This is a genomic window from Methanorbis rubei, from assembly GCF_032714495.1.
In the GTDB taxonomy this organism is placed as follows: domain Archaea; phylum Halobacteriota; class Methanomicrobia; order Methanomicrobiales; family Methanocorpusculaceae; genus Methanocorpusculum; species Methanocorpusculum rubei.
Genome location: NZ_JAWDKB010000001.1, coordinates 203,004 through 228,618 on the forward strand (window position 1 = coordinate 203,004; position 25,615 = coordinate 228,618).

Below are 25,615 nucleotides of genomic sequence, written 5' to 3' on the forward strand. Positions count from 1 at the left end.
TTACCTGTACATTCTGCTCTTAATACTCTCGACCGCCTCGACAACCTTCTGCGACGTTGCATCCTGTTTCTGTATCAACTGTCTGCCGAGATCCTCAAGATTGCCGCGCATGATTCGCTCGCGTGCCGCGCTCTCCTCCTCAAGACGACGGAGACGTGCAAGAATCTGGAGAAGCAGTATGCCAACACATATGATTAAGAGTTCAATCCCAATCGCTACAATAGCGTCCTGCCACAGTCTGATGAGCGCAGCAAGGCCCGAAACCGCCATCACTATCACTAGCAAAATCTCAGGTAGGCATTCGCGACGAACATTCATAATTTAACTAAGGAGACCGCTAAAATATTAAGTTACCTATACATGAGCAAACTTTCCCTCCGTGCCCTTGTGCCGTATGCTGGTATGATCCTTCTGATGCTTCTCACCGGCCTGCTGTCTCTCCTGCTTATCAACCCGGTTACCGAGGCTGGTCTTGGAGCATTCGAGGATCCCGACTCGATCGCAAACCCGTTTGTGTTCCTGTTCATCATGCTTGTGTTCACTGCGCTCCTGCTTCTGCTGATCAAATGGAAAGCGCAGAGCGTCATCAGTGCAATTATCGGCATCTGTTTAGCTCTTGTCATGTATTACGTCGTCTCATCCCTGCTTCTGATCTATACTCCGACACTTCCGGCGCTTCCGATTGCAGCAGTTGTCGCACTCATTGTGATACTGCTTTTGTGGTACCGGCCTGAGTGGTATGTGATTAATGTCGCAGGGATTTTGATCTCCGCAGGCTGTGCGGCGATTTTTGGCATCTCGCTCTCTATCATTCCGGTTATTATCCTGCTGATTCTTCTGCTGGTCTATGATGCGATCTCAGTGCACCGGACAAAGCACATGCTCACGCTCGCGGACGGTGTGCTTCGTCAGAAGATGCCGATCATGTTCATCATCCCCAAATCGCGCGGCTACTCATACCGCACTTCGGGTTTTTCGATCCATGATAAGAAGGAGGAACGCGGCGCTTACATGATCGGTATGGGCGATATGATTATGCCGTCGATTCTTGTTGTCTCGGCACAGGTGTATGCAGGCGGCGCGGGAGTTCTTTCCGTTGCCGGAGTCGCTCTTCCGGCACTCGGCGCTCTCATCGGCGGAATTCTTGGTCTCTCTTTCCTGATGATTCCGGTCAACACCGGCAAGCCGCAGCCCGGTCTTCCTTATATCAATGCAGGCGCGATCATCGGATTTTTAATCTGCTGCGCGATCGCCGGCTCCTGGGCATGGATAGGGTTCTAACCCCTCTAAATAACAATGTATATATGCGAATTCTGCTAATCTTATTAGGCACACACGCATCGATAGTGTAGTGGTTATCACTAGGCGTTGCCAACGCCTAAACTCGGGTTCGAGTCCCGGTCGATGCACTTCTTTTTGCTTGAGTTTTTGTATTGTTTGTGATTTACAGCGGGAGCGTTTCTTCGTTTGGGATTTCAGCGACGAAACAGTCCTTGTGCTCCTCTCAAAATAATCTGACAAAACCGCAACAAACTATTTGTTCTCGCCCGTTGAACTCCCACATATGCAATATCGGATACTTCTCCTCCTCACGCTCGTCCTCGCCGCGTTCATGGCGGCACCCGCGTCAGCAATCGTTGCCGACTCCCTGACGATCACCGTGTTCGAAAACGGCGACGCAAATGCAGACGTCACATATACTCTCTCATGGCTGGAGAAGCTCGGCGTCTTAACTAAAGTTGGCGACCCTGCGATCTACATCAGAAAAGCATGCAATGACTACGGAGGAACAGCAACGCTCATCCACTCCGACATGTCGGGTGCGTCCCTGCATCTCAGAGGATTTGCAGCTGTTGACAACACAACTTATACCACGCCCACCATCGACTTCACCGAAGCGGAACGAATTCTTCAGAACTATCCGATCATCTCCAAAATACTGGACGTTGACCTCTCGCCCACCATCACCGAGATCCGGTTCCCGGACGGTGCCGTGCTGACGTACGATGACCAACTGCTGATACCGTCCGCTGTTCACACAATTTAAAAAAAGAGTTGTCCGTAAATTTAACGGACCAGAGCTGCTGCACGCTCTGCGGCAGAGCTCACAGACTCTGACTTAATGATCTCGACTCTGCGAACCGGGAAAATCGGCTTGCATGCCTCGAGCATCTTCTTCGACAGATCGCCCTTCACCATTGCGGTGACAAAGGTCTCAAAGTCTACTTCCTTTGCGTAGTCCTGCACAACCTTCACCATCATTGCACGGATCTCGTGAATCTGGGAAAGTCTTGCATGATTGATCGTGAACGCCGTGATCGTCACCTGAAGCTCACGAACACTGCCGACCGGCTGGATCGTGATGGTGCTGTCAACACGGGATGCCCGTCTCTTGACCATTGCACGGATAAAGTCCTTCGTCATCTCGTGGCCGTGGAACTGCGTATATGCTGCATCTCCTGCGACCGAGTTGATCTTAAAGGACATCTTAACATTCTGTTTGGAGTAGTCCTGGATTAACTCGCCAAGACTCGTCGACATTACACGACCCGACAGATTTGCCGTGTCAGAGGAGATGATCTCTCCGATAAACTGCTTACCGAGGAACTCCGGAGCATAGACCTTGAACCAGCTCTTTGCCTTCCATCCCTCGACTTTGCGTCCACCACTCTGCTTTTTTCTTGCCATGGTATCAACCTTAATTTTTGAAATTGGATTTGTATATCTCACAAACGGCCATATTAGGACAGCCGCTCCGATACAGACAGATTCACCAGATAATCGTCCACCGTCGCAATCACCGATCTAAGTGACTTCCCTTCAATCTTTGCCACCACATAACCACCGACAGCGTCAACAGTCATGAACCCGCCGTTGTCAGGAGACAACGCTTTTGCCACATTTTCCGCGCTCGCATGCATGGACGTGATCGTTCCCGTCACATACATGCTGCCGCCTCCAGTCCAGCGAGGAACTCATCCTCGCGGTCGAGCGGAATACTTGCGCCGGCCCGGGAGTAGTGCCCGCCGCCGGAACCGCCGCATGACTCTGCAGCAGACTTTAACATCTGTTCCAGATTCACGGCAGACCCTGCCGGGGCACGTGCTGAAACCCGGACCGACTCAGTTCCTCTGCCGATCACAAACGTTGGAACGTTCGCAGACTCGATAAGAACATCAGCAGCATCACTTGCAGACGATGCATCGTTCACTCTCCAGATCAGCGGAGCCTCGGATATTTTCTCGGCAGACTTTACCGCATCGATGATATGGTTTCTGTGGGCGATCGCAATATTCCATGCCTCGTCCACATAGGAGGCGTCACCGCAGCAGAGAGCGTACGCAATGCCGGACTTGCCGACTTTGCCGCACGCATCAACCACCGCGGTGAACGCATGAGCATTCTGGATAACCTCGCGCTCCAAACTCCATGATTCTCCGTAGAGATTCATCAGAGCCTGATAGGAAGCATCTGACTCAAGAGCGATCCTTGAAAGTATGCAGGAGGTATAATCCTCGTCCGATATTTTGGACTTGCATGCAGACTCAATTGCCTCTGCTTTTTTTGTCTCGCCAGATAGATTCGGCAGAAACGGATGCAGAGAGGTTGCAATCTGTTCTTTTGTGGATCGTCCAGGCATTAGAATGCCGCGGCCCGGATTTATCAGGTTGTTTGCCACCGCATCACCGATGATCTTTGCATTCCTTCCGGTGATGCTCTGATTGTCGCCGATGATGCCAAGCATCACAAGACCTGCGAGGTCGCGGTTGTCTCCAAGCGCGTTTGCCACCAGATAAGCACAGCCTGCGGCAGAGAGTTCGGTTTCGCCGTCCTCGCCGCAGCTGCGCGGGTTGACATGATTTTGGGAGGTGTTGTAAGGCACATGATGATCGATGATCATCGTGCTTTCTACCAGACCGGTACAGGACGCACCAAAGTCACAGAGAAGAGAACATTCAGGGTTCTCCACGTCATCTTCGTGTATCCCCGGAAGAATCCGGAGTTTAAACGCGATGTTTGCCCTTGTCAGGGCTATAGACATGATCGCAGCAGCAGCTATACCGTCTGCATCGTAATGGGAGTACATTTCCACGTACTCCATGGATGCAAGGCGTTTTGCCAGGGTTTCTGCTGCGGTTTCCAGTGACATGAGGGGTGAGTGATTTTATCTGGAGAGGAGAATTTCTGCGGTCTCCGGTTTGTAGGTCCAGCCTGCCGGCAGGCGTTTGTTGCCGACATAGTATTTTACCAGTCTGCGGACTTTGGACTCGGTCAGCTGGAGCTGACGCTTGTTGTGGAGATCTTTCTTGTTCTCGCCAAGGTGCTTGCGCATCGCAAGTGCCTTGTACATCAGGTTACGAAGGTCTTCGGGGATGTCGGTGTCGAGGTCATGTTCACGCACGATTGCGTTGACTCTCTTGCCGGTAACCAGTTTTACGTTCGGAACACCGAACTTATCTCTGAGGACGAGACCAATCTGAGCGCAGGTAAGGCCATCCTTACGAAGCTCGACGATTTTCTTCTCGATTTCCTGTACGTCGGTGTTGGACCACTCAGGTACTTCCTGGCGGAATGGTCTGACCGAGGAGGCGATTCCTCTTCTTCTTGCATGTATGCGTGCCATTGTTTTCACCTCCGAAGAGACTGTCCACCCGTACAGCGGATAACCGTTTCCTTCGCGGAATCAAATGGAAACAGCCGTAAGTCACGAAAAGAGCAGTTACATCAGTGTTTTACTAATGCGTGTCGCGTTCCCGCAGTTTCTGCGGAGCCGAACTGACTCGTCGTAATCCCAAAGCCGCAGGATTGCGGCAGTGTCGTAATGACAGACACGTCGGACTTACTTCAGTCAGCACTATAAAGTGCTCCTTTACTGTTAGAGAGAAGACGAGATAAGGATTGCGGGTGCATATACTTTCATGTCTGGTCAGGAGTATGACTGCATTGTTGTGGGGGCAGGGCCTGCTGGCCTTTTTTGCGCGGCAAATCTTTCGCCGCTGCGGGTGCTGGTGCTGGAAAAGATGATTCTTCCAGGGCGAAAACTGCTGATTGCAGGCTCCGGCCAGTGTAATGTTACGCATGTGGGTGATGCGAGGAGTTTTGCTTCTCATTACGGGGACCATGGTGCATTTGTGAAGCCGGCGCTGATGGCGTTTCCGAGTTCTGCGACGCGGAAATATTTTGAGAGTCGCGGTGTTGAACTCATCGAGCGCGAGTCCGGCAAGGTGTTTCCTGCATCCCTTTCTGCTGATGATATCTTGGACGCGCTGCTTGATGCCTGTGATGAGGCGAATGTTGAGATTTTGAGTTCTCTGCCGGCAGAGTCGGTATCGTGCGAGAATGGCGTTTACCGAGTGAAAACCGCGCTCGGTGTTTTTTCCGCTCGTGCGGTGGTGATTGCGACCGGTGGGAAGTCCTACCCACAGACCGGCTCTACCGGAGACGGATTTGTGTTTGCCGAGTCGTTTGGGCATACGACCATCGAGCCGCACCCGTCGCTTTCTCCGGTGTATGCTGCTGATCACCGACTTTCTGAGCTCTCCGGCATCTCGTTTGCGGACGTGAGTGTTGCAATCTGGCGGGATGGAAAAAAAATTCTGACACGTTCAGGCGATCTGCTGATTACGCGGTTCGGCTACTCAGGGCCGGTGATTTTGGATTCGTCGCGATGGATGCGGGATGGTGATTTGTTGAAAATCGCGTTTTCTCAGAAAAAAATCGAGGAACTGGATGCGCTGATTCGTGCTGCCTGCGCAGCATCCGGAGCAAAGCAGGTCCAGAATCTTCTTTCGTTTGCAGGAGTTCCTGAACGGCTGCTGCGGCTGCTGGTGAGGGAGGCAGGAGTTCCCGATGGCACGACCGGTGGGCAGCTGACCGTTTCGATGCGTTCCATGCTTGTCAGAAATCTCACCGAGTATCCGGTGACTATTGATCATGTGGGAGATTATCGAGTCGCGATGGCAACAACCGGCGGCGTGAGTCTTGAGGAGGTTAATAAGAAAACCTGTGAGTCGAAGCTCTCGCCCGGACTTTTTTTCATCGGCGAGGTGCTCGACATCGACGGGGATACCGGCGGCTACAATATTCAGGCATGTTTTTCGACGGCATTTCTTGCATCAAAGAGGATTCGTGAGCTGCTTTGATGCGCGAGGTCCGTTTTGCGGGTGCGAGTCATGTTGCGATGCATATTTTTCTGGCTGATTTGGATTTCAATCCATAATGTTTAAATTTGTAAACTTCCTATCTTGTTATCACGCACTGCCTCAGTGGCTTAGCTGGCATAGCGCGTCCTTGGTAAGGACGAGGTCGCGTGTTCAAATCACGCCTGAGGCTTTTTTCTTTTTGTTTTGCAATTTCCGTCAATATTCTTACGTTGTTCTTCTCTTCAGGTTCTGGCAATAGCCTCTTTCAAAATTATGTAGAGCCAAATTTCTATATGCACATATGTGCATATATGGCCTTATGATGAGGCGGATATGTGTCCGAACCGAACAGCGATGACGAATACCATGCAGCATTCCCCTGAACCCGCATGTCTTGTCTGCGGTGCGCCTCTCTGTTACCGCGACACCGCGGAAGAGATGACATGCTCAGTCTGCGGCAGAAAATTTTCCAGCAATGCAAGTTGCGAGAACGGCCACTTTGTCTGCGATGCATGTCACGCGTCCCCGGCAATTTCGGCGATTCGTTCCATCTGTCTGGAAACACAATCGAAAAATCCGTTCACTGTCGCAGCAGCAATGATGCGAAGCCCGTCTGTTCACATGCACGGCCCTGAACATCACATTCTTGTTGGTGCCGCCCTTCTTGCGGCGTACCACAACGCGGGCGACCTCGTCCTTACCAAGGACGCGCTTGATGAGATGGTGCGCCGCGGCTTGATGGTGCCGGGAGGTTTCTGCGGACTTGCCGGTTCCTGCGGTGCGGCTCTGAGTGCAGGAATGTTTTACTCGATTGTGACGAAGACAAACCCTCTCAGCACTGACTCATGGTCGCTTGCGAACCAGCTTACCGCCGCATGTCTTGATGCGATAGGTAAAGCCGGCAGCCCTCGCTGCTGCAAACGTGACAGCTTCCTTGCTCTTGGGGTAACGGTTCCTTTTGTTTTACAGCATCTCGAAATAGCAATGGAGATGCCGGAGCTGTTTCACTGTGAGTTTTTCTCCCGCAACCGCGAGTGTCTGAAGGAACGTTGTCCGTATTTTCCAACAGAATTTACTCATTGATGAGTTTCCATAGCCAGAACATATTTACGAGAACGAGACTTACATAATGTAAGCTGCATATGATGGATCAGGATGCAATAGCACATTTACTGGATATTCTCGGAAACCGGAACAGGAGGCGGATATTAGATCTTCTCAGACAGAAGCCCTGCTTCGTCACTGAGATATCCGACCGGCTCGTTATCAACCCGAAGGCGGTTATTGAGCATCTGGCAATTATGCAGAAAGAGGATGTCATCTCCTTCTATCAGGATGAAAAACGGCGGAAGTACTACTATCTCGTGCAGGACTTCCAGCTGTCGGTGAAGATGTCAGTCGCAGAGCAGCCGCCGCAGAGCAGGGGTGCTGTTGAAGTCAGCGAGGATGCTGAAGTCCCACCCCTCACCGACAAAATCCTCATGATCCGAAGACTCCTTGACTCCCGCGAAAAACTGATCGAACATCTTGAGGCTGTTGAGAAAGACATTGATGAGATGATGAACGATGTCATTGTCAGCGGTCGGGGAGTGTTTCAAAACAGCATCGAGTCAGAGATTCTTCTCGCACTCATCTATACCCCGCTGACCCCGATAGAACTCGCCGACACCGTGGGCCACTCAATTCCCGAGGTGACGGGTTCACTCCGGACGCTTGCCGCAAAAGGCTACGTGGAGTCGGAGGCAGGGCGCTACCGGATCAAAGGCACGCAAAAAACTATGGTTGTCCCAACACCACCGGCGCTTCCGATGAAACTCTGATCGATGGTGGATAACCTCTATATTCCCCAACTACAAAACAACATACTGCAGCGGTAATGGTCTAATGGCATGACAGGGGCTTCCCAAGCCTCTAATCCGGGTTCGATCCCCGGTTATCGCATTTATTTTTATGGACGCACCGAAAAATTATGCAATAAGTCTCGTCGTCGACAATCACAAAGGAATACTGCGTGACATCGGCTCTGTCTGCGCCGAGCATAATGCGAACATTATTCTGACCCAGCAGGAGACCGTGACCCGCGGCCCTGACAAAGGATACGCATGGGTGGATCTTGAAATCGAAGGCTGCGACAATGCAGAGGATCTTGTCTGCGATCTCAGAACGATTTTTGGCATCCGCAGAGTAGAACAGCATGATACGTTCTCGACGATCTTTGGAAAACGTGTGATTGTGATGGGCGGCGGCGCCCAGGTAGCCCAAGTCGCGATGGGCGCGGTCAATGAGGCTGACCGCCACAATATCCGGGGAGAGAGAATCTCGGTTGATACGATTCCGCTGGTCGGCGAGTCAAATCTCGCCAGTGCGGTGGAAGCGGTGGCACGTCTGCCGCGTGCATCAATTCTCGTTCTTGCAGGATCGATTATGGGTGGCGACATCACCAAAGCGATCCGGACAGTACAGGCAGAGGAGATCCCGGTCATCTGTCTGAAGATGGTTGGCAGCGCGTCAGATGCTGCTGACCTTGTGGTGACTGACCCCATTCAGGCGGGTGTGATGGCAGTGATGCATATCAGTTCCATCGGCGTGTTTGATCTCTACCGGGTGAAAGGACGCGAGTTCTAATCCCAAAAAAAATTCAGGTATTTTCATGACAAAACCAGACAATTCAGTGTGCGGCTGCACGAATCCCTACAGCTATGAACGAGCAGAGATAACTCCGGCGATGGAGGCTGTTATCAAGAAGGCGGTGCATGTGCTTTCCCGCGACGGCCTTGTTGTCTACCCGACCGAGACAATCTATGGTCTTGGCGCGGACGCTCTTTCAGAGATTGCGATCTACAAGGTGTATGAGGCAAAACAGCGGCCGATGGGAAAGCCAATCTCGGTTGCGGTAAGCGACATCGAGATGATTCACGGCATCGCTTATGTGGATGAGTTTGCCGAGCGGTTCATCAGCAAATTTCTGCCAGGACCCGTGACGGTGGTGCTGCCGGTGAAAAACTGCCTTCCGAGTGATCTTACCGGAGGGACCGGCACGATTGGCATCCGGTATCCTGATCATGCAGTCGCTCTTTCGATCATCGCAGAACTTGACAGCCCGATCACTGCAACGTCTGCAAACATTTCAGGGGAGATCTCTCCGGTGTCTTCGGATCAGGTCAATGTTGCACATGATTTTCTCATCGATGGCGGCGTACTTCCCGGAACGCCAAGCACGGTGATCAATCTTGCGGAGAGAAAAATCGAGCGCCCGGGTGCAATGCTTGAAGAGATTGCAGCGTTTCTGAAGGAAGAGCGCTGAATATTTTTTTTGAATAAAAGTTCTGCGGCATCACACCTGCCCCGCTCATCCAAGTTCAAACGTCGTAATCCCATACACGCCAGAGCTAAGCACAGGCGCGTCCCCGATGTACATCCGGGCAGTCTCAAAACTCTTCTCCATCCCGTACCGCTCGCACATTGCCCGGGCACTTTCGTTGAGCTCTGCGATGTCAAGAGAAATGACAGCACCATTGGTAAACTCTGCGAGACTCAGAAAAAGTGTCTCGGCGATCGCATCGGTATCGGCAAACAAGGGCCCAATTTTATATCCTGACACGCACTCGCGAATCGTACCGTATCCGCGGAGTACTCCATCCTCACAGTAACAGAGCGTGCGGGAATTTCCCATGCCGAGCCAGTGCGAGAGAAAAATCTCCCGTTGTGCAGGAAAATGCCTGGCATCGTACGCGGCTATCGCGGAAAACGAACCTATGTCCGCGGGAACAATATGTCGCGTAGCAGGGGCCGCAGCCTGCACAACACCGCTGAAACGCAGATTGTTGTACGCAAACAGGAAACCTGATTTTTTGTAGTTTTCCTGCTGCTCAACAACACCGTCGAGGCCGACGGTACAGTGTTTCAGCCTCCGCACCGCATGGTTCCACAACGCAATGCCGTAGCCCTGATGCCGGTACCCCTCTTTTACAATATAGAGACCAAGAAAACCAAACGTCCCGTAACGAACCGCAGATATGCAGCCGATGCGCTCCCCGTCAACTTCTCCGATAAAAAATCCCTCAGGGTCAGCATGAAAAAAGTTCTCGCCATCCAAGAGACCAGGGTTCCATCCCTCCTGCTCTACAAGGTCCATGACAAAGTCCATGTCATAAAGCTCAGCGTTTCGAATTCTGTACATCCTGAAAAATATCTCCTATCTCTTGAGCCCCGCACTCAGTGGAATTTTGTCTCCTCTGTCGATATAATTTTTGGCAGGGGAAATTTTTGAAAAAAATCAGAACGACATTCCGGATCCGCCGTTTGAAACAGCGTCGGCATACATCCGCACATTTCTGTTGATGACCGCTGAATCAACTGACTCCGCAAGACGCAAATTGAACTCCTTCATCAGTCGCTCTGACATAATGCAGCGGGAGCTCACCTCATACCGGTGGCTGAGGCGGTCTTCCGTTGCCATTCCGACAACGACTCGGTCAACCATCGGCGTCATCAGAGGCTCCATGATATCCAGAACACAACCGCCGCGGTTTTTACCGGTAGGCACCACACTGCCGTAGAGAGCACCAATCTCAGGATCAAGTCCTGCGCCCGCGGCCGCAACCGAGATGCTTGCATACAAAACCGCATACCCGTGGGCAAACATGGCATTGATCGGATCTACATACGGCGGCTTTTCCCTGCGGTGATATCCGAACTCAGGCGCAACGGTTCTTGAAAGGATCTCATAATACATGTTGCGCGTCAAAGTGAAGATTCGTCCGAGTTCGGGAAGCGTGATCAAAAACTCAAGCTCGCGGGACGCATCGCTGAGAATTTCAAGCTCTCCCTTGTAGAACAGGCCGTCATCACGACCGGACGCAAGCTCATTCAGATACATCATTCGCGACTTCACCGCAGACGTAATCACCGACATCGCCGAGCTGTGGATCGGGAGATTTTTCTGAGCTGACCGGAGAGGACATGCATCACCGCCGAAAGGACGAATGGAGCCAACCGGTTCGCCGTGAATATCAAAAAATGAGACCGAGATATTATTCGCGATCAAGTGAGAGATCGCCGCAGTTTCAAGAGTGTGTCCTCCGACAACCAGAAGATGCTGCAGGGACGAAAGCGGATATGCTGTTTTTGCGGATTTGTCCCGAACTATCAGCATCTTTTGGGTCGCACGGATGTCTGAACCATACCCCCAGACCGTCACCCATGAAACATCAGGAATCATCAGAACAAGTCTCCTTCCCTCTGGCCGTTCAGCTGTATCCTGCATCTGCCACAGAAGTATTTGCGTTTGCGGTCGAGATCGTCGAGATTTCTCGGGCAGTACATGATGCAGCCAGGATTATCACAATGCTCAAGACCAAACAGATGACCGATCTCATGCGCTCCCTCCTTCACAATCCGGTCAATCAAGGCATCATCATCTGCATGGCGACCGTAGAATTCGTTCGTAAGTCGTGCCGGAGAAACAACGGCAACACCGAGCGACGGATAGGCAAGGCCGAACACAAAATCTGCGAGCGGTTCAAAAATATCCGCCGGTGTAACCAGCAGAACTTTTTCATGGAGATGATTGAACTTATTGTAGTAGTCGAGATCAATATTCTCAGGTTTGAACAGCTGCGGATACCGCTGGCGGAATATATCGAGTTTGGTGAGTATTTTTACGGCATCACACTGCTGGCGCATCGGATCAAAACCTTCGAGCGGAAACGTGCCGTTGTCGATGCGGGATACAGGCATCTCAAGAACTCCTGAAAGCTCCTCGGTGACCGGTCTGCTCAGACCGATAGGAACTCTGCTGTCCCAGAAAACATGTACTCCCATAATGGTAGATAAGTTCATTGTGACGGGACATAAACATATTGAACATTTCAGACGGAGTTGACGCGGTGGCGGTCCATCAGATTGAAACAAAGGTCGGCGAGTACATTCGGGACAACTACAAATCAGCGGTTGAAATAGGATTCGGCGGGAAAACAACAGCGGCAGAGATTGTTCAAAACGCCGGGCATCCAATCCTCTGTACTGATGTTCACTCGTATGCAGGAGCGGCTGTCCCCGCAGTCGTGGATGACGTGTTTTTACCGACGCTGACGTGCTATGCGGGGGCAGACGTCCTGTATGCGATACGACCGGGCACCGAAATAATTCCTCCGATGATCGAACTTGCAAGGCGCATCAATGCAGATCTAATTGTCTATCATCTCGGGTTTGAACTCTACGAAGACGGCGGCGAACGGCTGAATGCGAAAGGAATTCAGCTTCACCGGTACGTGAAGCGCTCCTAAAAAGTATTTAATGGCTGATAGCCAATACGCTTATACATCCTTCAGGTTTTTTTCCATGAATAAAGCGCAAAAGAAATGGCTGATCATCTCAGTGGCCATCAGTGTAGTTGTACTGGTGGTAATGCTTCTTTTGACGTTCGATGCAGACACCCTCGTCGCACTGGAAAAATGTAATCCCTGGTTTATTCTTCTTGCGTTTCTCTTACATGTCTTATCCATCGTGTTCTGGGCATTGCGCATCAAACTGATGTGCTGGTCGCTTGGCTACAAAGTGCCGTTTTTCCACACGATAAATCTGGTGTGTTCCAATATGCTGGTAGCCGCAGTGACTCCTTCACAGGTCGGCGGCGAAGCGGTACGAGTCTATGAACTCTACAAAGCTGACGTGCCGACAGCAGACGCAACAGCAGTCGTTTTAATGGAACGCGTGTTCGACGGAATTGTGCTCGGCATCGGAACGGTCATCGGCGTGTGTCTGCTTGGAGAACTGTTCGGATACCTGAATTTTCCCCCGGTGTATATGGGCATCGCATACTTTGCCACCATATTTTTTGCCGCAATGCTTCTACTGTTTGCGGTGCTCGTCAAGCACCCTGACTGGACAAAAATTCTCATCACCAAAATATCAGGCATCTTCACCAAACGCTGGGACTCTCACCGCGTCGAGCGGTTCATTGCATCGGTTGACGAAAACGTTGATCAGTTCTATGTAACCATCGGCCACTTTGCAGGCCGCTCAAAGCTCGGGCTTGTGCTTGGTCTTGTGATGACGGTTGCATTCTGGGTGTCTGAGTTCGTCATCGCATCAGTTCTGATGATGGGCCTTGGTCTTGAACCGATGTTCTTACTCTCGTTCATCTTCCAGCTACTGATCGCCATGATCATGATGATTCCCTTAACGCCCGGAGGTGTTGGAATTTCAGAGATCAGTATTGGCGCATTCTACTCGCTGATAATTCCTCTGCCGCTGGTTGGCGTGTTCGTTCTGTTATGGCGGCTGATCATGTACTACTTCAACGTGGTTGTGGGTATTATTGCAAGCCTGCACATCGTCAGACGCGAGACTGCATCCTCGATGAAGAAAGCTCAGGAATAGATCTATCTTTAAATCATCTGGGAACAATTCTTTATTAAGAGTTTTTGGGACGGTATGGACGCAAAGCAGAAGAAGTGGTTGTGGATATCCATCGGCTTGTCGATGGTGATTCTCCTTGTGGTGATGATTCTCACATTTGATGAGGACACAGTTGAAGCGCTCAAAAATCTGAACCCCTGGTATCTTTTGCTTGCGTTCGGTCTGCACATGCTGGCGATGTGCGTGTGGGCTGTCCGCATTCAGGTGATGTGCAAGGCACTCGGGTATGTGATTCCGTTTTTCCACAGTCTGAACATGGTCTGTGCCGGACAGCTGGTTGCATCAATCACGCCGTCACAGATCGGCGGTGAGCCGATACGAATTCACGAGCTGTACAAGGCAAAAATGCCGGTTGCAGACGCGACGGCAGTTGTGCTGGTCGAGCGTCTGCTTGAAGCGGTGCTGCTCGTGATCGGTGTAATTGTTGGTATGGGACTGTTCTCGATTGCTGGCGGGGCAGGACTCGTACCGGATTATATGATCACTGCGGCATGGATTGGTACCGGATTTTTTATCGGACTGCTGGTGCTTCTGATTGTGCTGTTCAGCAGACCTGACTGGGTGAGAAAGATCACTCTCAAGACCGTCGGGTTTTTCACGAAAAAGTGGGAGAGCGAACGGATTGCAAAGCTCAATGTACAGATCGACGAGACGATCGATAGGTTGTTCCTCACGTTCAGAATGTTTACCGGAAAGGCGAAGAAAGGATTGATCTTAGGTTTTCTGCTGTCGGTGGTGTTCTGGGTATGCGAGTACTCGATTGCATCGGTCATCATGATGGGACTCGGCTATCCGCCGAACCTGCTGGTCTCGATTGTGTTCCAGTTAATTATCGCCATTATCCTGATGCTGCCGACAACCCCGGGCGGCGCAGGCATTGCAGAGATCAGTTACGCAGCATTTTACTCGCTGATTCTGCCAACGTCAGTGGTGGGACTGTTCGTAATTTTACAGCGGCTAATAATGTATTACTCAAATATTCTTATCGGATTTATTGCGAGTTTCCGCATTGTGAAGCGTGAGGCGGCAAATGAAAAAGTGGAGATAAAAGAGGGTCAGGTGTAAATGGGGGATCATATTCCCCTGCTTGATCGTCTGCGGTACTCTCTGACCAAAGAGGAGAGGACAGAGGATTTTTATCGCTTTCAGTACGAGAAATTTTTTTCAAAATTGTATGATAAAAACAATGACTGCCTGCGTCTTGGCCCGCTCCGTCTGCCGATTCTTTCGGGAGAGAATCATCCGACACGCGAGGATGCCTATTATGCGATGGAGATTGGGGACATTTTGTTTCCCGCAATGCTTGGGAAATTCGGGTATCTGGATGAGGGGCCGTATGAGTGGGGAGGTGTACGGATTTCCGAAGGGGATGTGGTGTTTGACTGCGGGGCAAATCTCGGAATTTTTTCTCTGCTTGCGGCATACCGGGGCGGCGAGGTGTTTGCGTTCGAACCGGTTCCTGAGGCGCGAAAACTGCTCAAGCAGACACTGGATCTAAATCCTGAACTCTGCGAGAGAGTGACTATTGTTCCGTATGCCCTTGGGAAAGAAACGGGGGAGGCTGAGTTTACGGTTCTTGCCGATACCCTTGTGGGATCATCGATGATTCTGCCGCAGGAGGGAAGAAAGATTCGGGCGGCGGTGACTACAGTGGATGCGTTTGTGGATAGTGAAGGGCTGGCCCGTGTTGATTTTCTGAAGGCTGATATTGAGGGGGCGGAGCGGCTGATGCTTGCCGGAGCTCGGGAGACGCTGAGGCTGCACTCTCCCAAGGTTTCGATCTGTACCTATCATCTTCCTGATGATCCTGAGATGATCACTGTTCTGCTTCGGACGGCAAATCCGAGGTATGAACTGATACGAAAATGGAAAAAAATCTACGGCTCTGTTCCAGCCGTAAAGTGATATCCCTATGTTTATCAATGAGAACAGCAAATATGATAGAGCACGAAGACATTCCTGAAAAAGGAAATGTTGTCTGCGTCATTTGCGAAGGTAGCCAAGCCAGGTCAACGGCGCCAGATTCAGGGTCTGGTCTCATAGGAGTTCTGGGGTTCGAATCCCTTCCTTCGCACTTCTTTTGTGGTGATTTGTGATGCGACGAAAATATTTTGTCGATTTTTTCTGGAACATATTGTTCACGAGATATTTTTGTATGTGGCTTCAAACGAAACCACACTCATCACTCACCAATTTTCTTTTTTCGAATAGGAGTTACGCGGTATGAAATAGCATAAGGAAAAGGAATTTTCAATCTTTGGTTTTATTTGGGGCAACCACGGAACACACTGAACACACGGAATTCCACGGAAAAAACACAGAATACCGCTTCGCTTACGGAAAACACGGAAAGACTAAGAGTACGGGTATATGTATGGGTCACCGCTTTGAGATTCCAACTTCCTTAGGCTTTCCGTGTTTTCCGTAAGTGAAGCGGTATTCTGTGTTTTTTTCCGTGGGATTCCGTGTGTTCCGTGTTTTCCGTGGTTACTCCAAGCGAGACCACCTACAGAAAAATCCCAAACAATGAAACTCATCACCGTGTAACTCCTATTCGAAAAAAATTTCAGAAAAAAATCGATTAAATTTTTTTCATGGCATTACATTCAAGGACCGAAAAATTCCCACAAACAAAAATTATTTTTCAAAAAAAATTTCAAAAAAAAATTACTGATCCAAAAGTGTCCGTGATACAATATACTCACCGTGTGCCTCGCGTGTTGTCCCGACAATCAGCCATGTCTGATCTCCGTGCTCCTCCACAACACCGCACGCCTCAAGCGTCTCGCCCGTGAAACACTGGCCGCAGTACGTATGCGTGAACGAAAGTACCAGATCGATCTCCTCATGATCCACTAAATAGATGCCCGGACTGTCAAACGCAAGGGAGGCATCCGTCACTGTTGCCTCGATGGTCGTCTTTCCTGTTTTTCGCCCGAGAGTAATCGGTGGGACCGAATGAAGATTATCATATCCCCGTGAGTACAGCAGATCAAAATAGGTTCCCTCGAACTCGCCGCGGTTGAACTTTCTTGACTCGTGCAGCACGAAATCATCAAAGGAGATGTCGGGTACCCGTTTGTTGTACACCTTCTGCCACATCTCTTCACTCATCGCAGGAATTTTTCCTGCGGCAACTGCACTCATCAATTGCTGCTGTGCCGTAAACCAGGCGCTTCCGTAGACGACCATGTCGATGTCTGATGCATCGTTTTCAAGACCCGCCAGAAGCGAACCCGTGCATCCCCATGTCATCGGCGGGAGATCAAAATACGAAAACAGACGTGCAGCGCGTGGGCTCCGTGCTGCAACATCTGCTGCAAGTTCTTCAGGTTTGAAAACTCTGACGATATCAGTGAGCGGCACGCGGTGAACGAGATCCAGATACTCAGGCTTGTGCTCCTGCACCCAGACAAACGCATCGGCAAAATCATATTTTTTGTAACGCACGCCCCACGGGGAAACGCGGTCGCCGTCGGTTGTTGGCACATACCGAAGAACGCACTCTGCACGTTCCTCATTCTCGTATCCGGAAACAGCATACAGACAACCATCATCGGTCATCACAAAATCGCGCAAACGAATTGGCTTCATAAAAGACACCTGATGCGAGGGGTGGGATTCGAACCCATGAACTACTAATAGATCAGATCTTAAGTCTGACGCCGTTGGCCTGGCTTGGCTACCCTCGCAGAACATTTGGCATCCGCATTGCCGAGTTCGGCAGACACAGACTACCCTATTACATAGCACTTCCAACATAAAAAAATGACCGCAAAATGATGCCTGAAAACGACAACCGATATAAGGAGAAAAGACAGATTAATGTTAAGAATTTTTCCGGACTCTCGTAGTGTAGTGGTCAATCATTCCGGCCTTTGGAGCCGGAGACGGCGGTTCGAACCCGCCCGAGAGTATCTCTCCTCTTTTGAATTCCTATCGGCAACCTGATGAATTGCCCAAACCTAATATTACAGATGAAGATTCTCATCGCCGAATACACCGCAGCACGCGACCCAACCCTTGCCCCTGAAGGAAAAGCAATGGTCGCAGTTCTCAAGGAAAGCTTTGAACGAATCGGGCACACCGTGCTTTTGCCGTCATCAGGAGACTTCAACGCAGAAATTGCGCGGCTTGCACCAGAGTGCGAGTACGGTCTTGTCATTGCGCCTGACGAAATGCTCTCCGCATTCACTCATACGCTTGAGCTTGCAACGCACAACATCGGCACCGACAGCACGAGTATCGCCGTCTGCGCAAACAAACGTCTCACTGCAAAAGTACTTGCAGGAATCGGCATTAGCGTCCCAACTGAAGTTTCGGTCGACCACCCAGGCAAGCGCGTCATAAAACCGATCAAAGGAGCGGGCTCGGTCGGGGTTCGGATCGCAAAAGACGGAGAACTCCCAGGCAAAGATGAGATGGCTGTCGAGTTCCTCGAAGGCGAACACTACAGCGTCAGCATCGTCGGCAGCCGTGTCGTCGGTGAGGCCTGCGGATTTTACAGCGGACTGCCGCCGGTCTTTCTCAGCATCAACCGCCAGTATGTGGAGGTCGATGAGAACGGCACGTTCTCATACCATGGCGGAGAGACTCCGGTACATCCGGAACGTGAAACGGAAATAATCGAGGTCGCCAAAAAGACCATCGAACGCCTCGGCTGTCAGGGCTATGTCGGCATCGACGTCATCATCGGTGAAAAAATCTGGGTGCTTGACGTCAACCCGCGCCCGACCATGAGCCTTACAGGAATTGTGAAAGTTCTTGATGATGAAATAGCCGACATTCTTCTCAAAGCAACCGTCGGTCTCCCGCCAGAGACCGTCCACTACAACGGCAAAACCGCAAAGTTCAACGAAACCGGTGGAGTCACCATCCAATGATCGGCATCGACGTTGGCGGAGCAAACCTCAAAGTCGTGGACGGCAGGGATGTTCACATCCATTACTGTCCGCTCTGGCGCGAGTCAAACCTCGCTGAAGTCCTTGCAGAGTATCAGGGAGAGGACGCCGCAGTTGTGATGAGCGGTGAGCTTGCTGACGGATTTTTCAACAAAACCGAAGGCATCCGCTTCATCGTTGATGCGGTCAGAAAAACATTTCCGAACGCATTCTTCTATGGAACTGACGGGAAATTTCACAACAATGCATGCTCTGAACTCGCCGCAGCAAACTGGCTTGCGTCCGTTGACTATCTGAGAGAAAAGTATCCTGATGGTATGATGCTTGACATCGGCAGCACGACCGCTGACATCGTTCCCTTCGCAAAATTTTCTGACCTGCTTGGCATGACCGACACCATCCGGCTCCAACGTGGATATCTTGTCTACACCGGCATGCTCAGAACACCGGTTGCAACTCTTGCAAACTCTGCCGTCATCAAAAACACGGTAACGCCATTCTCAACCGAGTACTTTGCCTGCAGCGGCGATGTCCATTATGTTCTGGGAAACATCACCGAGGACGAGTACACCGCCGCAACTCCGGATGGAAAAGAAGTCAGTCGCGAAGCGTGTCTCAGGAGACTTGCGCGAATTGTCTGTGCAGACCTCGAAGAGGTCGGTGAAGACGGAGCAACAGCAGTCGCCCAGGCATTCTGGGACGCGCAGAGAAAACTTGTCTGCTCTGTCGTGCAGAAAGTTGCAGAGGAAGCAGCACCGGGAAACATCCTCGTTGGAGGAATCGGTTCGAAAACTTTTGCGCCGCTTGTCGGGGGCACTGACCTTACTGCGGCTGTTGGAATTCCTGCTGACGCGTTACCTGCATTTGCCGTAAAAGAGATTGCCAACCGATGAAAATATCATCCCTCGGAATTATCCTGCTGGCCGGGTCAGTCCTTCTTACGCTGATCTGCTGGCTTTTGGGACTCCCGTTTTTCTTTTTGTTTCTGTTCCTTCCGCTGCTTCTGGCGGGTGCGGGAAGTGCCCGCACCGTCCGCCGGTGCCCGATATGCGGCTGGGAAACCAGAGGCCGCGAGAATTTCTGTCCCTGCTGTGGAACCGTTCTTGAAAACAGCCTGCCGCCCGACAAATGAGAACAGGGAAAACGGCAGCGGAAATCCGTAGAAGAAATTAATTTTCGGCACCGGTAGATCAGAGAGTGCATACTTCCGGACCGATCCGCGGTCGATCTCAATGCCCATTGCGTTGATAATGTCAGCCGTATGGGTAAAGGAGTGCATCAGCGAAAGCGCGATCGCGAGGTCCACCACTGAGGAGCCGAGTCTTGTGTCCGGATAAAATGGTTCCTTCGCGTAAATCAGCGTGTCGCAGTCGCTGCACCGGAAACGTCGGACGAACACCGTGATTTTTTTCTCTCCTTCAGCGGTATGAATGGTTGCGTACGTTTTTTTCTTCGTGTCATACGGCGCTGCCCGCCCGCCGCACAACATACATGGCCCGGCCTCTGCAAACAGCATTTTGTCAAGGGACGCAATACCGCAGACGATGGTATCAGCAAGCATCGGCGGAATTTTTACAGGCATGCGGGACACGAGAGAATCGCTCATCAACTATTCGTCCTCCAAACCTTATCAGTTCTCGGGTTCCAAGGGCTTTGTACCTTTATTCATGAGTCGTCCACGAAAAAACACAGAGCACACCTGGCTTCATGGAAAAATGTACAGAACTGACATCTACAGTCTGGTTACCACATCACTGTTTCGCGGAAAAATTTGAGGATATGTCATCGCTTTGAGATGCCAACTTCCTTAGATTTTCCATATATTCTATGGTTACTTCAAACAAAAAAATCGACGAAGACGTCCTGCACCGCAAAACATCTCATTCATCAGAAAACGGAATCTCAACCACCGCGAGATCAAACGGAGCGATGATCTCCCCGTCAAAGAACTCATGCGCATCATGCACATGGTTCGCGGCCGATGTGTACCGGGAACTGAAATGCACCAGCGCGAGAATTTTCGGTCGCACCTCAGCAGCAACAAGCCCTGCCTCCCGGGCCGTTGAGTGCCCGACCTCCTTTGCCCGTGTTGACCCTTCCTCCTCATCAAACGTAGCCTCATGAATCAGAAGGTCTGCCCCTTCCAAGAGATCATTACGGTTCTTCACCGGCCTCGTGTCTCCAGTGTAGACTACTTTTCTCCCTCGTCTGCGGCCGCCCATCACCTGATCAGGGGTCACAACAGTCTCAACACCATTGCGCACAATACGCACCGTCTCTCCCCGCTGAAGCCTACCGAACAGCGGGCCAGGAGGGACGCCGAGGGCAACAGCACCCTCGCGGTCAAACCGTCCGGGCCGCATATCCTCCTCAAGCACATACCCGACGCTCTCAATCCCGTGGTACGTCTTGAATGCCAGAACCGAGTACCCGTCAAACAGCGTTGCATCGCCGTCAGCAACCTCAACACCGGTCAAAACAAACGACATCTTCGGCGTCAGCTGGTGAATGATCTCAACAAACTTGTCCACACCGCGTGGACCGTAAATCGTCAGCGGTTCACTGCGGCCGTTGAAGGACATCGTCTCCACCAGACCGAAGATCCCGAGATAATGATCCGCATGCCAGTGCGTCACAAAGACAGCGTTCACCGTAAAACCGGTCTTCGCCCGCATCATCTGCTGCTGCGCACCTTCCCCGCAGTCAAACAGCAGCGTATCCGAACCCCTGCGAATCATAACACAGGACGGATTCCTGTTTGGTGTCGGAAGAGCGCCTGCCGTTCCGAGAAAATGCACGAACAGCGTCTCACCGCCGGCCATTCAGAACCACTCCCGCAGCATGTCAAGACTCACTTTGCCTTCCGCAGGATTCCTGCCCTCAACCACCATGATTCGTCCGTGGTACTCAGCCTTGATCTTCGGCAGGACCTTCTTCCAGTCGATCGATCCCTTCCCAAGCGGCAGATGCTCATCGTACTTCCCATAGTTGTCATGGATATGCATATGATCTGCACGCGGCAGAATCACTTTACAGAACGCATCCAGATTCTGGTTCGTGTTCGCATGACCCACGTCAAATGTCAGGGAAACGCCGGGCACCGCGTCCGCAAACCCTGCCAGCTCATACGGGTCACGGCAGTAAAAGTCCTCAAGATTTGGCATGTTCTCAAGACACAGGGCTACGCCAGCGCCCTTCGCCGCATCAGAAAGCCGCACCAGTGCTTCCTTGTGATTGTTCCATGCAGCTGACGTTGCCTCGCGACCGTTCGGTTCGAGATACCCGGGGTGCAAAGTTACCACATCAGAAAACTCTGCTGCATGCGCAATGCATGCCGAAAGCTGGTTCACCGTCGTGCTCCAAATGTCTTCATTTAAGGAAGCTAAATTCAGACCCGAGAGCGGTAAGTGAATCGATGACTCAAGACCGGTCTCTGCGAGAACATTCCTGATTCCCGGAAACCTTATTGCAATATCCTCGACCCCGTGGAACCAGCCGTCCATGGAGATCTCCCATCCGTCAAACCCTGCGTCTGCAATACCTGCAACCCAGGTCTCAGGATTTTTCAGCGCAAGACGCGACGATGCAAAATAAATCTTCATGACTCCTCCGAAAAAAACTTCCGCACCAGCGCCTCGTACGCATCCTTCGTGGACTCGTTTGGAATGCAGATTTCAGCAAGACTCATTGCAGCAGCAAGACCAAACGAGTTCTCCCGTGCATCACGACCTGCAAGACTCTCTGCAGTCGTCGTATCATCGCTACGGCCCCGCGACTGCATCCTTGCAAGCCGCGTTGCAAACGAAGCCTCAATAGCAACCAGCGTGAACGAATCAAACACCGACCGGAAGTATCTGACCTCTGCATCACCGCGGATGCCGTCGATCACCACGATGTCCCCAGACTGGCGGGCAACCTCCTCGGCAGTCAGAATCGCAACCGCGTCCATACCAAGAGCTGCCCTGAGATTTCGCGCCTCAGAACCAATATTCTCATCGGTAAGAGGAAGGCCTGCATCCTTAACGCGCCTGCGAATCATATCCCCCATCACCACAACCGGGACCCCAAGCTCTGCTGCGATCTGCGAAAACTCCCCTTTGCCGCTTGCAGGATAGCCGACAACACCGATAACCTTCATGTATCTACCATTTGAGTGCGAATCGTCATTAACGATTATCATATCAGCGGTTCAGCATAACCCTTGCTTCAGCAGCAGTTCTGATGCACTCCATATAGGATAAGCAGCGTGACGGATCAGGTTCACCTTCGGCGCGGGCACAGAACTGAAGAATCAGCGCATCAAGCCGTGCAGGAATATCATCAGAAACCGGAACCGACTTTACCGGAGCTGCCGCGTACTTCGGCGTAATAACCCGCAGGGTATCAGGATATTTCGAATCAGGCGCAGTCTTTGCGGTCTCGACAGAATTTTTGCCGGTCTCCGCACACACCACGCACATCCGTTTTCCTTTCACCTCAAACATCGGCGCTCCGCATTTCGGGCAAACCTCAGCCAGCATTTTCGCACCGCCGAGCAGATACTCAGCCATGATATCATCCGGTTTTCGTGCACTGCTGTTCATACTTAGTAGTATTATCCGGCTGCGCACATATAGATAGTATCCTTTATCTCCCTAGAGGGTCTAACCTAATGATTAGTTTCGGGGTATGAACCCGGTTCTGCCGGGAAGCAACAGCTTCAGGAGGGATTTTTCAACATGGCAAGTCCGGAAGATATGATTAAACAGTGTGTAATGATGCTACAGGCAATTGGCGAGGACAATACTATTCCGCGCAATATCCGCCGCGTTGCAGAGGAAACAAAAACCGTACTGCTTGACGACAAAAAGAGCACCGGTCTTCGTGCAGCTGACGCCTTGTCCAAAATCGACGAGATCAGCAACGACCCCAACATGCCGGTCTATGCACGTACCAGAATCTGGGAACTTGCTTCAACCCTTGAAGCAATCCCACTCGACTGAACACTTTCAGTCACTCTTTTTTTGGAACAAACTCTGAGGCTGACACAAACCCTGAGTTTTTCGGTGCGGCAAACGAGCGGAGCAGCTCTCCGGCATCGTCTGCCGACTCGCACACCCGAAGAAGTTTTGCTTTGGAGAGATCGATTTTGTATCCGCATGCGCAGGTTTTGGTTGCATGCGAGAGACTTGCTACCTGCATCCTCCTGCACTTCGGACAACCGATGATGGCAAACGCGCTATCAGTCATGGAACCAGGGGAAACTGCTTGACCACAATCAGCTTTCGTTCCATGAACTCCTCAAGCAGATACTTCGGACCCTCACGACCGATGCCGGAAAGTTTTGTTCCGCCGTACGGCATTGCGTCCGACCGGTACGATGACGAATCATTCACGATCAGTGTTCCGCACTCAGAGACTGCTATCAGTTTCTGCAGAATATCTACTGCGTTGGTGAAGATGCAGCCCTGCAGACCATACCTTGATTCGTTCATCATTTGTACCGCTTCATCAATGTCTGAGTACCGGTCCACCGTGATGACCGGACAGAATGCTTCGCTGGAACAGATTCCCATATCAGGTGACGGGCGTTCAAGGATGGTCGGATGCATCACTGCGCCTTCCCGGACACCGCCGAGAAGCAGGCGTGCACCACGCATCACTGCCTGCCTGACTTTTTCTCCGGCACGCCGCGCCTCCTCGTCAGAGATCATGGAACCGATGTCGGTCTCAGGTTTGCGTGGGTCGCCGATCACGAAGGAACGCATATGATCCATAATTTTTTTCAGGCACTCATCATAGATGTCATCGTGAATATAGACACGCTGGACGCTGATGCAGCTCTGGCCAGCATTCACAACCGCACCTTCGGCAATCCTCCGTGCCGCATACGCAACGTCTGCATCTTTGTGCACAATCGCAGGAGCATTGCCTCCCAGTTCAAGACCGATGCGTCTTCCGGGAAAGATCTCTTTGAGTCTCCATCCGACAGCCGGACTTCCGGTAAAGGAGAGTACGGTGAACCGCGGGTCGCGGACAAGGGTCTCGGCGTTCTCGCCAAAACAGGGAACAACATTGACCGCTGCCGGCGGATATCCTGCTTCGAGGATCAGTTTTCCAAGCAGCAGTGCAGAGAGTGGTGTCTTTGATGAGGGCTTGAGAACGAACGAGCATCCTGCAGCTATGGCAGGACCAATCTTATGGCAGGCAAGGTTCAGCGGATAGTTGAACGGTGTGATGCACAGGATGGGGCCTGAAGGAACGCGGTAGCAGTACCCGATGTACCCTTCGCCGGTTGCCGCACTGTCCAGTGCAATAATTTCACCGCTGGCTCTGACGGCCTCTTCAGCAGACGTCCGCATCACGTTTACGGCTCTGGTCACCTCCAGATGGGCCTGACGGAACGGTTTGCCTGATTCATGGATCAGAATCCGCACAAACTCGTCACGATTTTCTTCCATCAGATCTGCAATGCGCCGAAGAATTTCCGCACGCTTGTATGCAGGAATGATTTTGGTCTCGGTAAATCCGACAGTGGCAGAGTCAGCCGCACGCGCCTGATCCTCGGCGCCTGCAATTCCCACCTCGGCAAATACCTCGCCAGTATAAGGAAAAAACACCGGAATGGTGTTCGGGCTGTGGGTTAGTCTACCCCCGATATAGTATGGTTCTCCCAATTCGATTCTCCCCCTAAAATTACGGATGTAATCTCTACTATCCTATCTATTAATTATTTGGTATCTGCCAAAAATCAGAAAATCGGAAAACCATTATCTTTATATCCAAAAACGTCATTCTATGTAGAGCAGTCATCCCGACTTAACTCAGATGGTAGAGTGCGCGGCTGTAGTAAGAATCACGCCTGCGGGCGTACTGCGCGGCTACCGCGATGTCCCCGGTTCGAATCCGGGAGTCGGGACCATTTTCATGACCGCAATCAAAAACGAATAACTGTGCCCAAGTAGTGTAGTGGCCTATCATGATGCCCTGTCACGGCATCGACTCGGATTCGAATTCCGACTTGGGCGTTTAGCGTTTTTGATTGTGGACCGGGATGACATGCAAGTATATTGATGCCCAAGTAGTGTAGTGGCCTATCATGATGCCCTGTCACGGCATCGACTCGGATTCGAATTCCGACTTGGGCGTAGTTTTTTCTTTTTTGGTTGT

General features: G+C 51.4%; 30 protein-coding genes and 9 tRNA genes. 22 read left to right on the plus strand and 17 right to left on the minus strand.

Annotated elements, in window-relative coordinates; genetic code table 11:
• A complete protein-coding gene (locus McpCs1_RS01050; RefSeq protein ID WP_338093926.1) occupies positions 1-318 on the minus strand; it encodes a hypothetical protein in 318 nt (105 codons plus the stop codon).
• Positions 319-360: 42 nt separating this feature from the next.
• Between McpCs1_RS01050 and McpCs1_RS01055 the strand changes: the two genes are divergently transcribed.
• The 3 genes from McpCs1_RS01055 (at position 361) to McpCs1_RS01065 (ending at position 2,047) form a co-directional block, all read left to right on the plus strand.
• A complete protein-coding gene (locus McpCs1_RS01055) occupies positions 361-1,281 on the plus strand; it encodes a presenilin family intramembrane aspartyl protease PSH (protein WP_338095404.1) in 921 nt (306 codons plus the stop codon).
• A 56-nt stretch (positions 1,282-1,337) separates the two neighbouring features.
• A tRNA-Gly gene (locus tag McpCs1_RS01060) sits at positions 1,338-1,409 on the plus strand.
• Between the two features lie 155 nt (positions 1,410-1,564).
• Positions 1,565-2,047 carry a hypothetical protein gene (locus McpCs1_RS01065; protein ID WP_338095405.1) on the plus strand — a complete coding sequence of 161 codons (483 nt, stop codon included), beginning with the start codon at positions 1,565-1,567 and terminating at the stop codon, positions 2,045-2,047.
• Between the two features lie 20 nt (positions 2,048-2,067).
• Here the strand turns inward: McpCs1_RS01065 and McpCs1_RS01070 are convergent, their stop codons facing one another.
• Genes McpCs1_RS01070 through McpCs1_RS01085 form a run of 4 tightly spaced genes read right to left on the minus strand, consistent with a single transcriptional unit; the run spans position 2,068 to position 4,624 of the window.
• Entirely contained in the window at positions 2,068-2,688 is a 621-nt protein-coding gene (locus McpCs1_RS01070) for a 30S ribosomal protein S3ae (protein WP_338095406.1), read from the minus strand.
• A gap of 53 nt (positions 2,689-2,741) precedes the next feature.
• Positions 2,742-2,948 carry a KEOPS complex subunit Pcc1 gene (locus tag McpCs1_RS01075; RefSeq protein ID WP_338095407.1) on the minus strand — a complete coding sequence of 69 codons (207 nt, stop codon included), beginning with the start codon at positions 2,946-2,948 and terminating at the stop codon, positions 2,742-2,744.
• Positions 2,939-4,150, minus strand: a complete 1,212-nt coding sequence (locus tag McpCs1_RS01080; RefSeq protein ID WP_338095408.1) for a DHH family phosphoesterase — start codon at positions 4,148-4,150, stop codon at positions 2,939-2,941. The genes McpCs1_RS01075 and McpCs1_RS01080 overlap by 10 nt, the downstream gene beginning before the upstream one ends.
• A 15-nt stretch (positions 4,151-4,165) precedes the next feature.
• Entirely contained in the window at positions 4,166-4,624 is a 459-nt protein-coding gene (locus McpCs1_RS01085; protein WP_338095409.1) for a 30S ribosomal protein S15, read from the minus strand.
• Between the two features lie 295 nt (positions 4,625-4,919).
• Between McpCs1_RS01085 and McpCs1_RS01090 the strand changes: the two genes are divergently transcribed.
• From McpCs1_RS01090 to McpCs1_RS01120, 7 genes are all read left to right on the plus strand, one after another.
• The gene (locus McpCs1_RS01090) at positions 4,920-6,143 is read left to right on the plus strand and encodes a BaiN/RdsA family NAD(P)/FAD-dependent oxidoreductase (protein WP_338095410.1); all 1,224 of its coding nucleotides are present in this window, start codon (positions 4,920-4,922) and stop codon (positions 6,141-6,143) included.
• A gap of 117 nt (positions 6,144-6,260) precedes the next feature.
• A tRNA-Thr gene (locus McpCs1_RS01095) sits at positions 6,261-6,333 on the plus strand.
• Between the two features lie 143 nt (positions 6,334-6,476).
• A complete protein-coding gene (locus McpCs1_RS01100; RefSeq protein ID WP_338095411.1) occupies positions 6,477-7,226 on the plus strand; it encodes a DUF5714 domain-containing protein in 750 nt (249 codons plus the stop codon).
• A gap of 59 nt (positions 7,227-7,285) precedes the next feature.
• On the plus strand, positions 7,286-7,963 hold the full coding sequence (locus tag McpCs1_RS01105; protein WP_338095412.1) for an ArsR family transcriptional regulator: 678 nt from the start codon (positions 7,286-7,288) through the stop codon (positions 7,961-7,963).
• A gap of 50 nt (positions 7,964-8,013) precedes the next feature.
• Positions 8,014-8,084, plus strand: a tRNA-Gly gene (locus McpCs1_RS01110).
• A gap of 9 nt (positions 8,085-8,093) precedes the next feature.
• On the plus strand, positions 8,094-8,768 hold the full coding sequence (locus tag McpCs1_RS01115) for a DUF5612 domain-containing protein (RefSeq protein ID WP_338095413.1): 675 nt from the start codon (positions 8,094-8,096) through the stop codon (positions 8,766-8,768).
• A 100-nt stretch (positions 8,769-8,868) separates the two neighbouring features.
• A complete protein-coding gene (locus McpCs1_RS01120; protein ID WP_338095578.1) occupies positions 8,869-9,447 on the plus strand; it encodes an L-threonylcarbamoyladenylate synthase in 579 nt (192 codons plus the stop codon).
• Between the two features lie 45 nt (positions 9,448-9,492).
• Here McpCs1_RS01120 and McpCs1_RS01125 read toward each other — a convergent pair whose 3' ends face one another.
• The 3 genes from McpCs1_RS01125 to McpCs1_RS01135 form a co-directional block, all read right to left on the minus strand.
• Positions 9,493-10,323, minus strand: coding sequence for a GNAT family N-acetyltransferase (locus McpCs1_RS01125; RefSeq protein WP_338095414.1), 831 nt, complete (start codon positions 10,321-10,323; stop codon positions 9,493-9,495).
• Between the two features lie 96 nt (positions 10,324-10,419).
• Positions 10,420-11,409 carry a CRISPR-associated endonuclease Cas1 gene (gene cas1, locus McpCs1_RS01130; RefSeq protein WP_338095415.1) on the minus strand — a complete coding sequence of 330 codons (990 nt, stop codon included), beginning with the start codon at positions 11,407-11,409 and terminating at the stop codon, positions 10,420-10,422.
• Complete coding sequence (locus McpCs1_RS01135; protein WP_338095416.1) at positions 11,364-11,966, minus strand: peptidase M54; 603 nt, start codon at positions 11,964-11,966, stop codon at positions 11,364-11,366. The genes cas1 and McpCs1_RS01135 overlap by 46 nt, the downstream gene beginning before the upstream one ends.
• A 38-nt stretch (positions 11,967-12,004) precedes the next feature.
• Between McpCs1_RS01135 and McpCs1_RS01140 the strand changes: the two genes are divergently transcribed.
• The 5 genes from McpCs1_RS01140 (at position 12,005) to McpCs1_RS01160 (ending at position 15,639) form a co-directional block, all read left to right on the plus strand.
• On the plus strand, positions 12,005-12,430 hold the full coding sequence (locus tag McpCs1_RS01140) for a UPF0146 family protein (RefSeq protein ID WP_338095417.1): 426 nt from the start codon (positions 12,005-12,007) through the stop codon (positions 12,428-12,430).
• Positions 12,431-12,485: 55 nt separating this feature from the next.
• Complete coding sequence (locus tag McpCs1_RS01145) at positions 12,486-13,526, plus strand: lysylphosphatidylglycerol synthase transmembrane domain-containing protein (protein WP_338095418.1); 1,041 nt, start codon at positions 12,486-12,488, stop codon at positions 13,524-13,526.
• Positions 13,527-13,580: 54 nt separating this feature from the next.
• Positions 13,581-14,630, plus strand: a complete 1,050-nt coding sequence (locus tag McpCs1_RS01150; protein WP_338095419.1) for a lysylphosphatidylglycerol synthase transmembrane domain-containing protein — start codon at positions 13,581-13,583, stop codon at positions 14,628-14,630.
• On the plus strand, positions 14,631-15,470 hold the full coding sequence (locus tag McpCs1_RS01155) for an FkbM family methyltransferase (RefSeq protein WP_338095420.1): 840 nt from the start codon (positions 14,631-14,633) through the stop codon (positions 15,468-15,470). It abuts the gene before it with no gap.
• Between the two features lie 84 nt (positions 15,471-15,554).
• A tRNA-Leu gene (locus McpCs1_RS01160) sits at positions 15,555-15,639 on the plus strand.
• A 593-nt stretch (positions 15,640-16,232) separates the two neighbouring features.
• On the opposite strand, the gene McpCs1_RS01165 is transcribed toward McpCs1_RS01160, so the two are convergent.
• Together McpCs1_RS01165 and McpCs1_RS01170 are read right to left on the minus strand one after the other, a co-directional pair.
• Positions 16,233-17,129, minus strand: coding sequence for a DNA polymerase subunit beta (locus McpCs1_RS01165; protein ID WP_338095421.1), 897 nt, complete (start codon positions 17,127-17,129; stop codon positions 16,233-16,235).
• Positions 17,130-17,172: 43 nt separating this feature from the next.
• A tRNA-Leu gene (locus McpCs1_RS01170) sits at positions 17,173-17,257 on the minus strand.
• A gap of 152 nt (positions 17,258-17,409) precedes the next feature.
• Here McpCs1_RS01170 and McpCs1_RS01175 point away from each other — a divergent pair.
• From McpCs1_RS01175 to McpCs1_RS01185, 3 genes are all read left to right on the plus strand, one after another.
• Positions 17,410-17,482 (plus strand) — tRNA-Gln (locus McpCs1_RS01175).
• A gap of 60 nt (positions 17,483-17,542) precedes the next feature.
• The gene (locus McpCs1_RS01180; RefSeq protein WP_338095422.1) at positions 17,543-18,448 is read left to right on the plus strand and encodes an ATP-grasp domain-containing protein; all 906 of its coding nucleotides are present in this window, start codon (positions 17,543-17,545) and stop codon (positions 18,446-18,448) included.
• Positions 18,445-19,359 carry a hydantoinase/oxoprolinase family protein gene (locus tag McpCs1_RS01185; RefSeq protein ID WP_338095423.1) on the plus strand — a complete coding sequence of 305 codons (915 nt, stop codon included), beginning with the start codon at positions 18,445-18,447 and terminating at the stop codon, positions 19,357-19,359. The genes McpCs1_RS01180 and McpCs1_RS01185 overlap by 4 nt, the downstream gene beginning before the upstream one ends.
• Before the next feature lie 35 nt (positions 19,360-19,394).
• Here McpCs1_RS01185 and McpCs1_RS01190 read toward each other — a convergent pair whose 3' ends face one another.
• The 5 genes from McpCs1_RS01190 to McpCs1_RS01210 all read right to left on the minus strand — a co-directional run bounded on the left by McpCs1_RS01190 (position 19,395) and on the right by McpCs1_RS01210 (position 23,049).
• A complete protein-coding gene (locus McpCs1_RS01190) occupies positions 19,395-20,072 on the minus strand; it encodes a hypothetical protein (protein ID WP_338095424.1) in 678 nt (225 codons plus the stop codon).
• A gap of 274 nt (positions 20,073-20,346) precedes the next feature.
• Positions 20,347-21,288, minus strand: a complete 942-nt coding sequence (rnz, locus tag McpCs1_RS01195; RefSeq protein WP_338095425.1) for a ribonuclease Z — start codon at positions 21,286-21,288, stop codon at positions 20,347-20,349.
• Positions 21,289-22,068 carry a sugar phosphate isomerase/epimerase family protein gene (locus McpCs1_RS01200; protein ID WP_338095426.1) on the minus strand — a complete coding sequence of 260 codons (780 nt, stop codon included), beginning with the start codon at positions 22,066-22,068 and terminating at the stop codon, positions 21,289-21,291. It lies immediately after the preceding gene.
• Positions 22,065-22,604 carry an AAA family ATPase gene (locus McpCs1_RS01205; RefSeq protein ID WP_338095427.1) on the minus strand — a complete coding sequence of 180 codons (540 nt, stop codon included), beginning with the start codon at positions 22,602-22,604 and terminating at the stop codon, positions 22,065-22,067. Before McpCs1_RS01205 ends, McpCs1_RS01200 begins: the two co-directional genes overlap by 4 nt.
• A gap of 43 nt (positions 22,605-22,647) precedes the next feature.
• Positions 22,648-23,049, minus strand: coding sequence for an Sjogren's syndrome/scleroderma autoantigen 1 family protein (locus tag McpCs1_RS01210; protein WP_338095428.1), 402 nt, complete (start codon positions 23,047-23,049; stop codon positions 22,648-22,650).
• A gap of 135 nt (positions 23,050-23,184) precedes the next feature.
• On the opposite strand from McpCs1_RS01210, the gene McpCs1_RS01215 reads away from it, so the two are divergent.
• Positions 23,185-23,448, plus strand: coding sequence for a stationary phase-response protein (locus McpCs1_RS01215; RefSeq protein WP_338093826.1), 264 nt, complete (start codon positions 23,185-23,187; stop codon positions 23,446-23,448).
• Between the two features lie 10 nt (positions 23,449-23,458).
• Here the strand turns inward: McpCs1_RS01215 and McpCs1_RS01220 are convergent, their stop codons facing one another.
• Positions 23,459-23,695 carry a DUF1922 domain-containing protein gene (locus McpCs1_RS01220; protein ID WP_338095429.1) on the minus strand — a complete coding sequence of 79 codons (237 nt, stop codon included), beginning with the start codon at positions 23,693-23,695 and terminating at the stop codon, positions 23,459-23,461.
• Positions 23,692-25,122, minus strand: coding sequence for an aldehyde dehydrogenase family protein (locus McpCs1_RS01225; RefSeq protein WP_338095430.1), 1,431 nt, complete (start codon positions 25,120-25,122; stop codon positions 23,692-23,694). Before McpCs1_RS01225 ends, McpCs1_RS01220 begins: the two co-directional genes overlap by 4 nt.
• A 136-nt stretch (positions 25,123-25,258) precedes the next feature.
• On the opposite strand from McpCs1_RS01225, the gene McpCs1_RS01230 reads away from it, so the two are divergent.
• From McpCs1_RS01230 to McpCs1_RS01240, 3 genes are all read left to right on the plus strand, one after another.
• Positions 25,259-25,367 (plus strand) — tRNA-Tyr (locus McpCs1_RS01230).
• Positions 25,368-25,400: 33 nt separating this feature from the next.
• Positions 25,401-25,473, plus strand: a tRNA-Asp gene (locus McpCs1_RS01235).
• Between the two features lie 47 nt (positions 25,474-25,520).
• A tRNA-Asp gene (locus McpCs1_RS01240) sits at positions 25,521-25,593 on the plus strand.
• The last annotated feature ends 22 nt before the right edge of the window (positions 25,594-25,615 follow it).

Coding starts and splice junctions, on each gene's coding strand:
- McpCs1_RS01050 (WP_338093926.1), bottom strand. CDS start 318: ATGAATGTTCGTCGCGAATGCCTACCTGAGATTTTGCTAGTGATAGTG.
- McpCs1_RS01055 (WP_338095404.1), top strand. CDS start 361: ATGAGCAAACTTTCCCTCCGTGCCCTTGTGCCGTATGCTGGTATGATC.
- McpCs1_RS01065 (WP_338095405.1), top strand. CDS start 1,565: ATGCAATATCGGATACTTCTCCTCCTCACGCTCGTCCTCGCCGCGTTC.
- McpCs1_RS01070 (WP_338095406.1), bottom strand. CDS start 2,688: ATGGCAAGAAAAAAGCAGAGTGGTGGACGCAAAGTCGAGGGATGGAAG.
- McpCs1_RS01075 (WP_338095407.1), bottom strand. CDS start 2,948: ATGTATGTGACGGGAACGATCACGTCCATGCATGCGAGCGCGGAAAAT.
- McpCs1_RS01080 (WP_338095408.1), bottom strand. CDS start 4,150: ATGTCACTGGAAACCGCAGCAGAAACCCTGGCAAAACGCCTTGCATCC.
- McpCs1_RS01085 (WP_338095409.1), bottom strand. CDS start 4,624: ATGGCACGCATACATGCAAGAAGAAGAGGAATCGCCTCCTCGGTCAGA.
- McpCs1_RS01090 (WP_338095410.1), top strand. CDS start 4,920: ATGTCTGGTCAGGAGTATGACTGCATTGTTGTGGGGGCAGGGCCTGCT.
- McpCs1_RS01100 (WP_338095411.1), top strand. CDS start 6,477: ATGTGTCCGAACCGAACAGCGATGACGAATACCATGCAGCATTCCCCT.
- McpCs1_RS01105 (WP_338095412.1), top strand. CDS start 7,286: ATGATGGATCAGGATGCAATAGCACATTTACTGGATATTCTCGGAAAC.
- McpCs1_RS01115 (WP_338095413.1), top strand. CDS start 8,094: ATGGACGCACCGAAAAATTATGCAATAAGTCTCGTCGTCGACAATCAC.
- McpCs1_RS01120 (WP_338095578.1), top strand. CDS start 8,869: ATGGAGGCTGTTATCAAGAAGGCGGTGCATGTGCTTTCCCGCGACGGC.
- McpCs1_RS01125 (WP_338095414.1), bottom strand. CDS start 10,323: ATGTACAGAATTCGAAACGCTGAGCTTTATGACATGGACTTTGTCATG.
- cas1 (WP_338095415.1), bottom strand. CDS start 11,409: ATGCAGGATACAGCTGAACGGCCAGAGGGAAGGAGACTTGTTCTGATG.
- McpCs1_RS01135 (WP_338095416.1), bottom strand. CDS start 11,966: ATGGGAGTACATGTTTTCTGGGACAGCAGAGTTCCTATCGGTCTGAGC.
- McpCs1_RS01145 (WP_338095418.1), top strand. CDS start 12,486: ATGAATAAAGCGCAAAAGAAATGGCTGATCATCTCAGTGGCCATCAGT.
- McpCs1_RS01150 (WP_338095419.1), top strand. CDS start 13,581: ATGGACGCAAAGCAGAAGAAGTGGTTGTGGATATCCATCGGCTTGTCG.
- McpCs1_RS01155 (WP_338095420.1), top strand. CDS start 14,631: ATGGGGGATCATATTCCCCTGCTTGATCGTCTGCGGTACTCTCTGACC.
- McpCs1_RS01165 (WP_338095421.1), bottom strand. CDS start 17,129: ATGACCGATGATGGTTGTCTGTATGCTGTTTCCGGATACGAGAATGAG.
- McpCs1_RS01180 (WP_338095422.1), top strand. CDS start 17,543: ATGAAGATTCTCATCGCCGAATACACCGCAGCACGCGACCCAACCCTT.
- McpCs1_RS01185 (WP_338095423.1), top strand. CDS start 18,445: ATGATCGGCATCGACGTTGGCGGAGCAAACCTCAAAGTCGTGGACGGC.
- McpCs1_RS01190 (WP_338095424.1), bottom strand. CDS start 20,072: ATGAGCGATTCTCTCGTGTCCCGCATGCCTGTAAAAATTCCGCCGATG.
- rnz (WP_338095425.1), bottom strand. CDS start 21,288: ATGGCCGGCGGTGAGACGCTGTTCGTGCATTTTCTCGGAACGGCAGGC.
- McpCs1_RS01200 (WP_338095426.1), bottom strand. CDS start 22,068: ATGAAGATTTATTTTGCATCGTCGCGTCTTGCGCTGAAAAATCCTGAG.
- McpCs1_RS01205 (WP_338095427.1), bottom strand. CDS start 22,604: ATGAAGGTTATCGGTGTTGTCGGCTATCCTGCAAGCGGCAAAGGGGAG.
- McpCs1_RS01210 (WP_338095428.1), bottom strand. CDS start 23,049: ATGAACAGCAGTGCACGAAAACCGGATGATATCATGGCTGAGTATCTG.
- McpCs1_RS01215 (WP_338093826.1), top strand. CDS start 23,185: ATGGCAAGTCCGGAAGATATGATTAAACAGTGTGTAATGATGCTACAG.
- McpCs1_RS01220 (WP_338095429.1), bottom strand. CDS start 23,695: ATGACTGATAGCGCGTTTGCCATCATCGGTTGTCCGAAGTGCAGGAGG.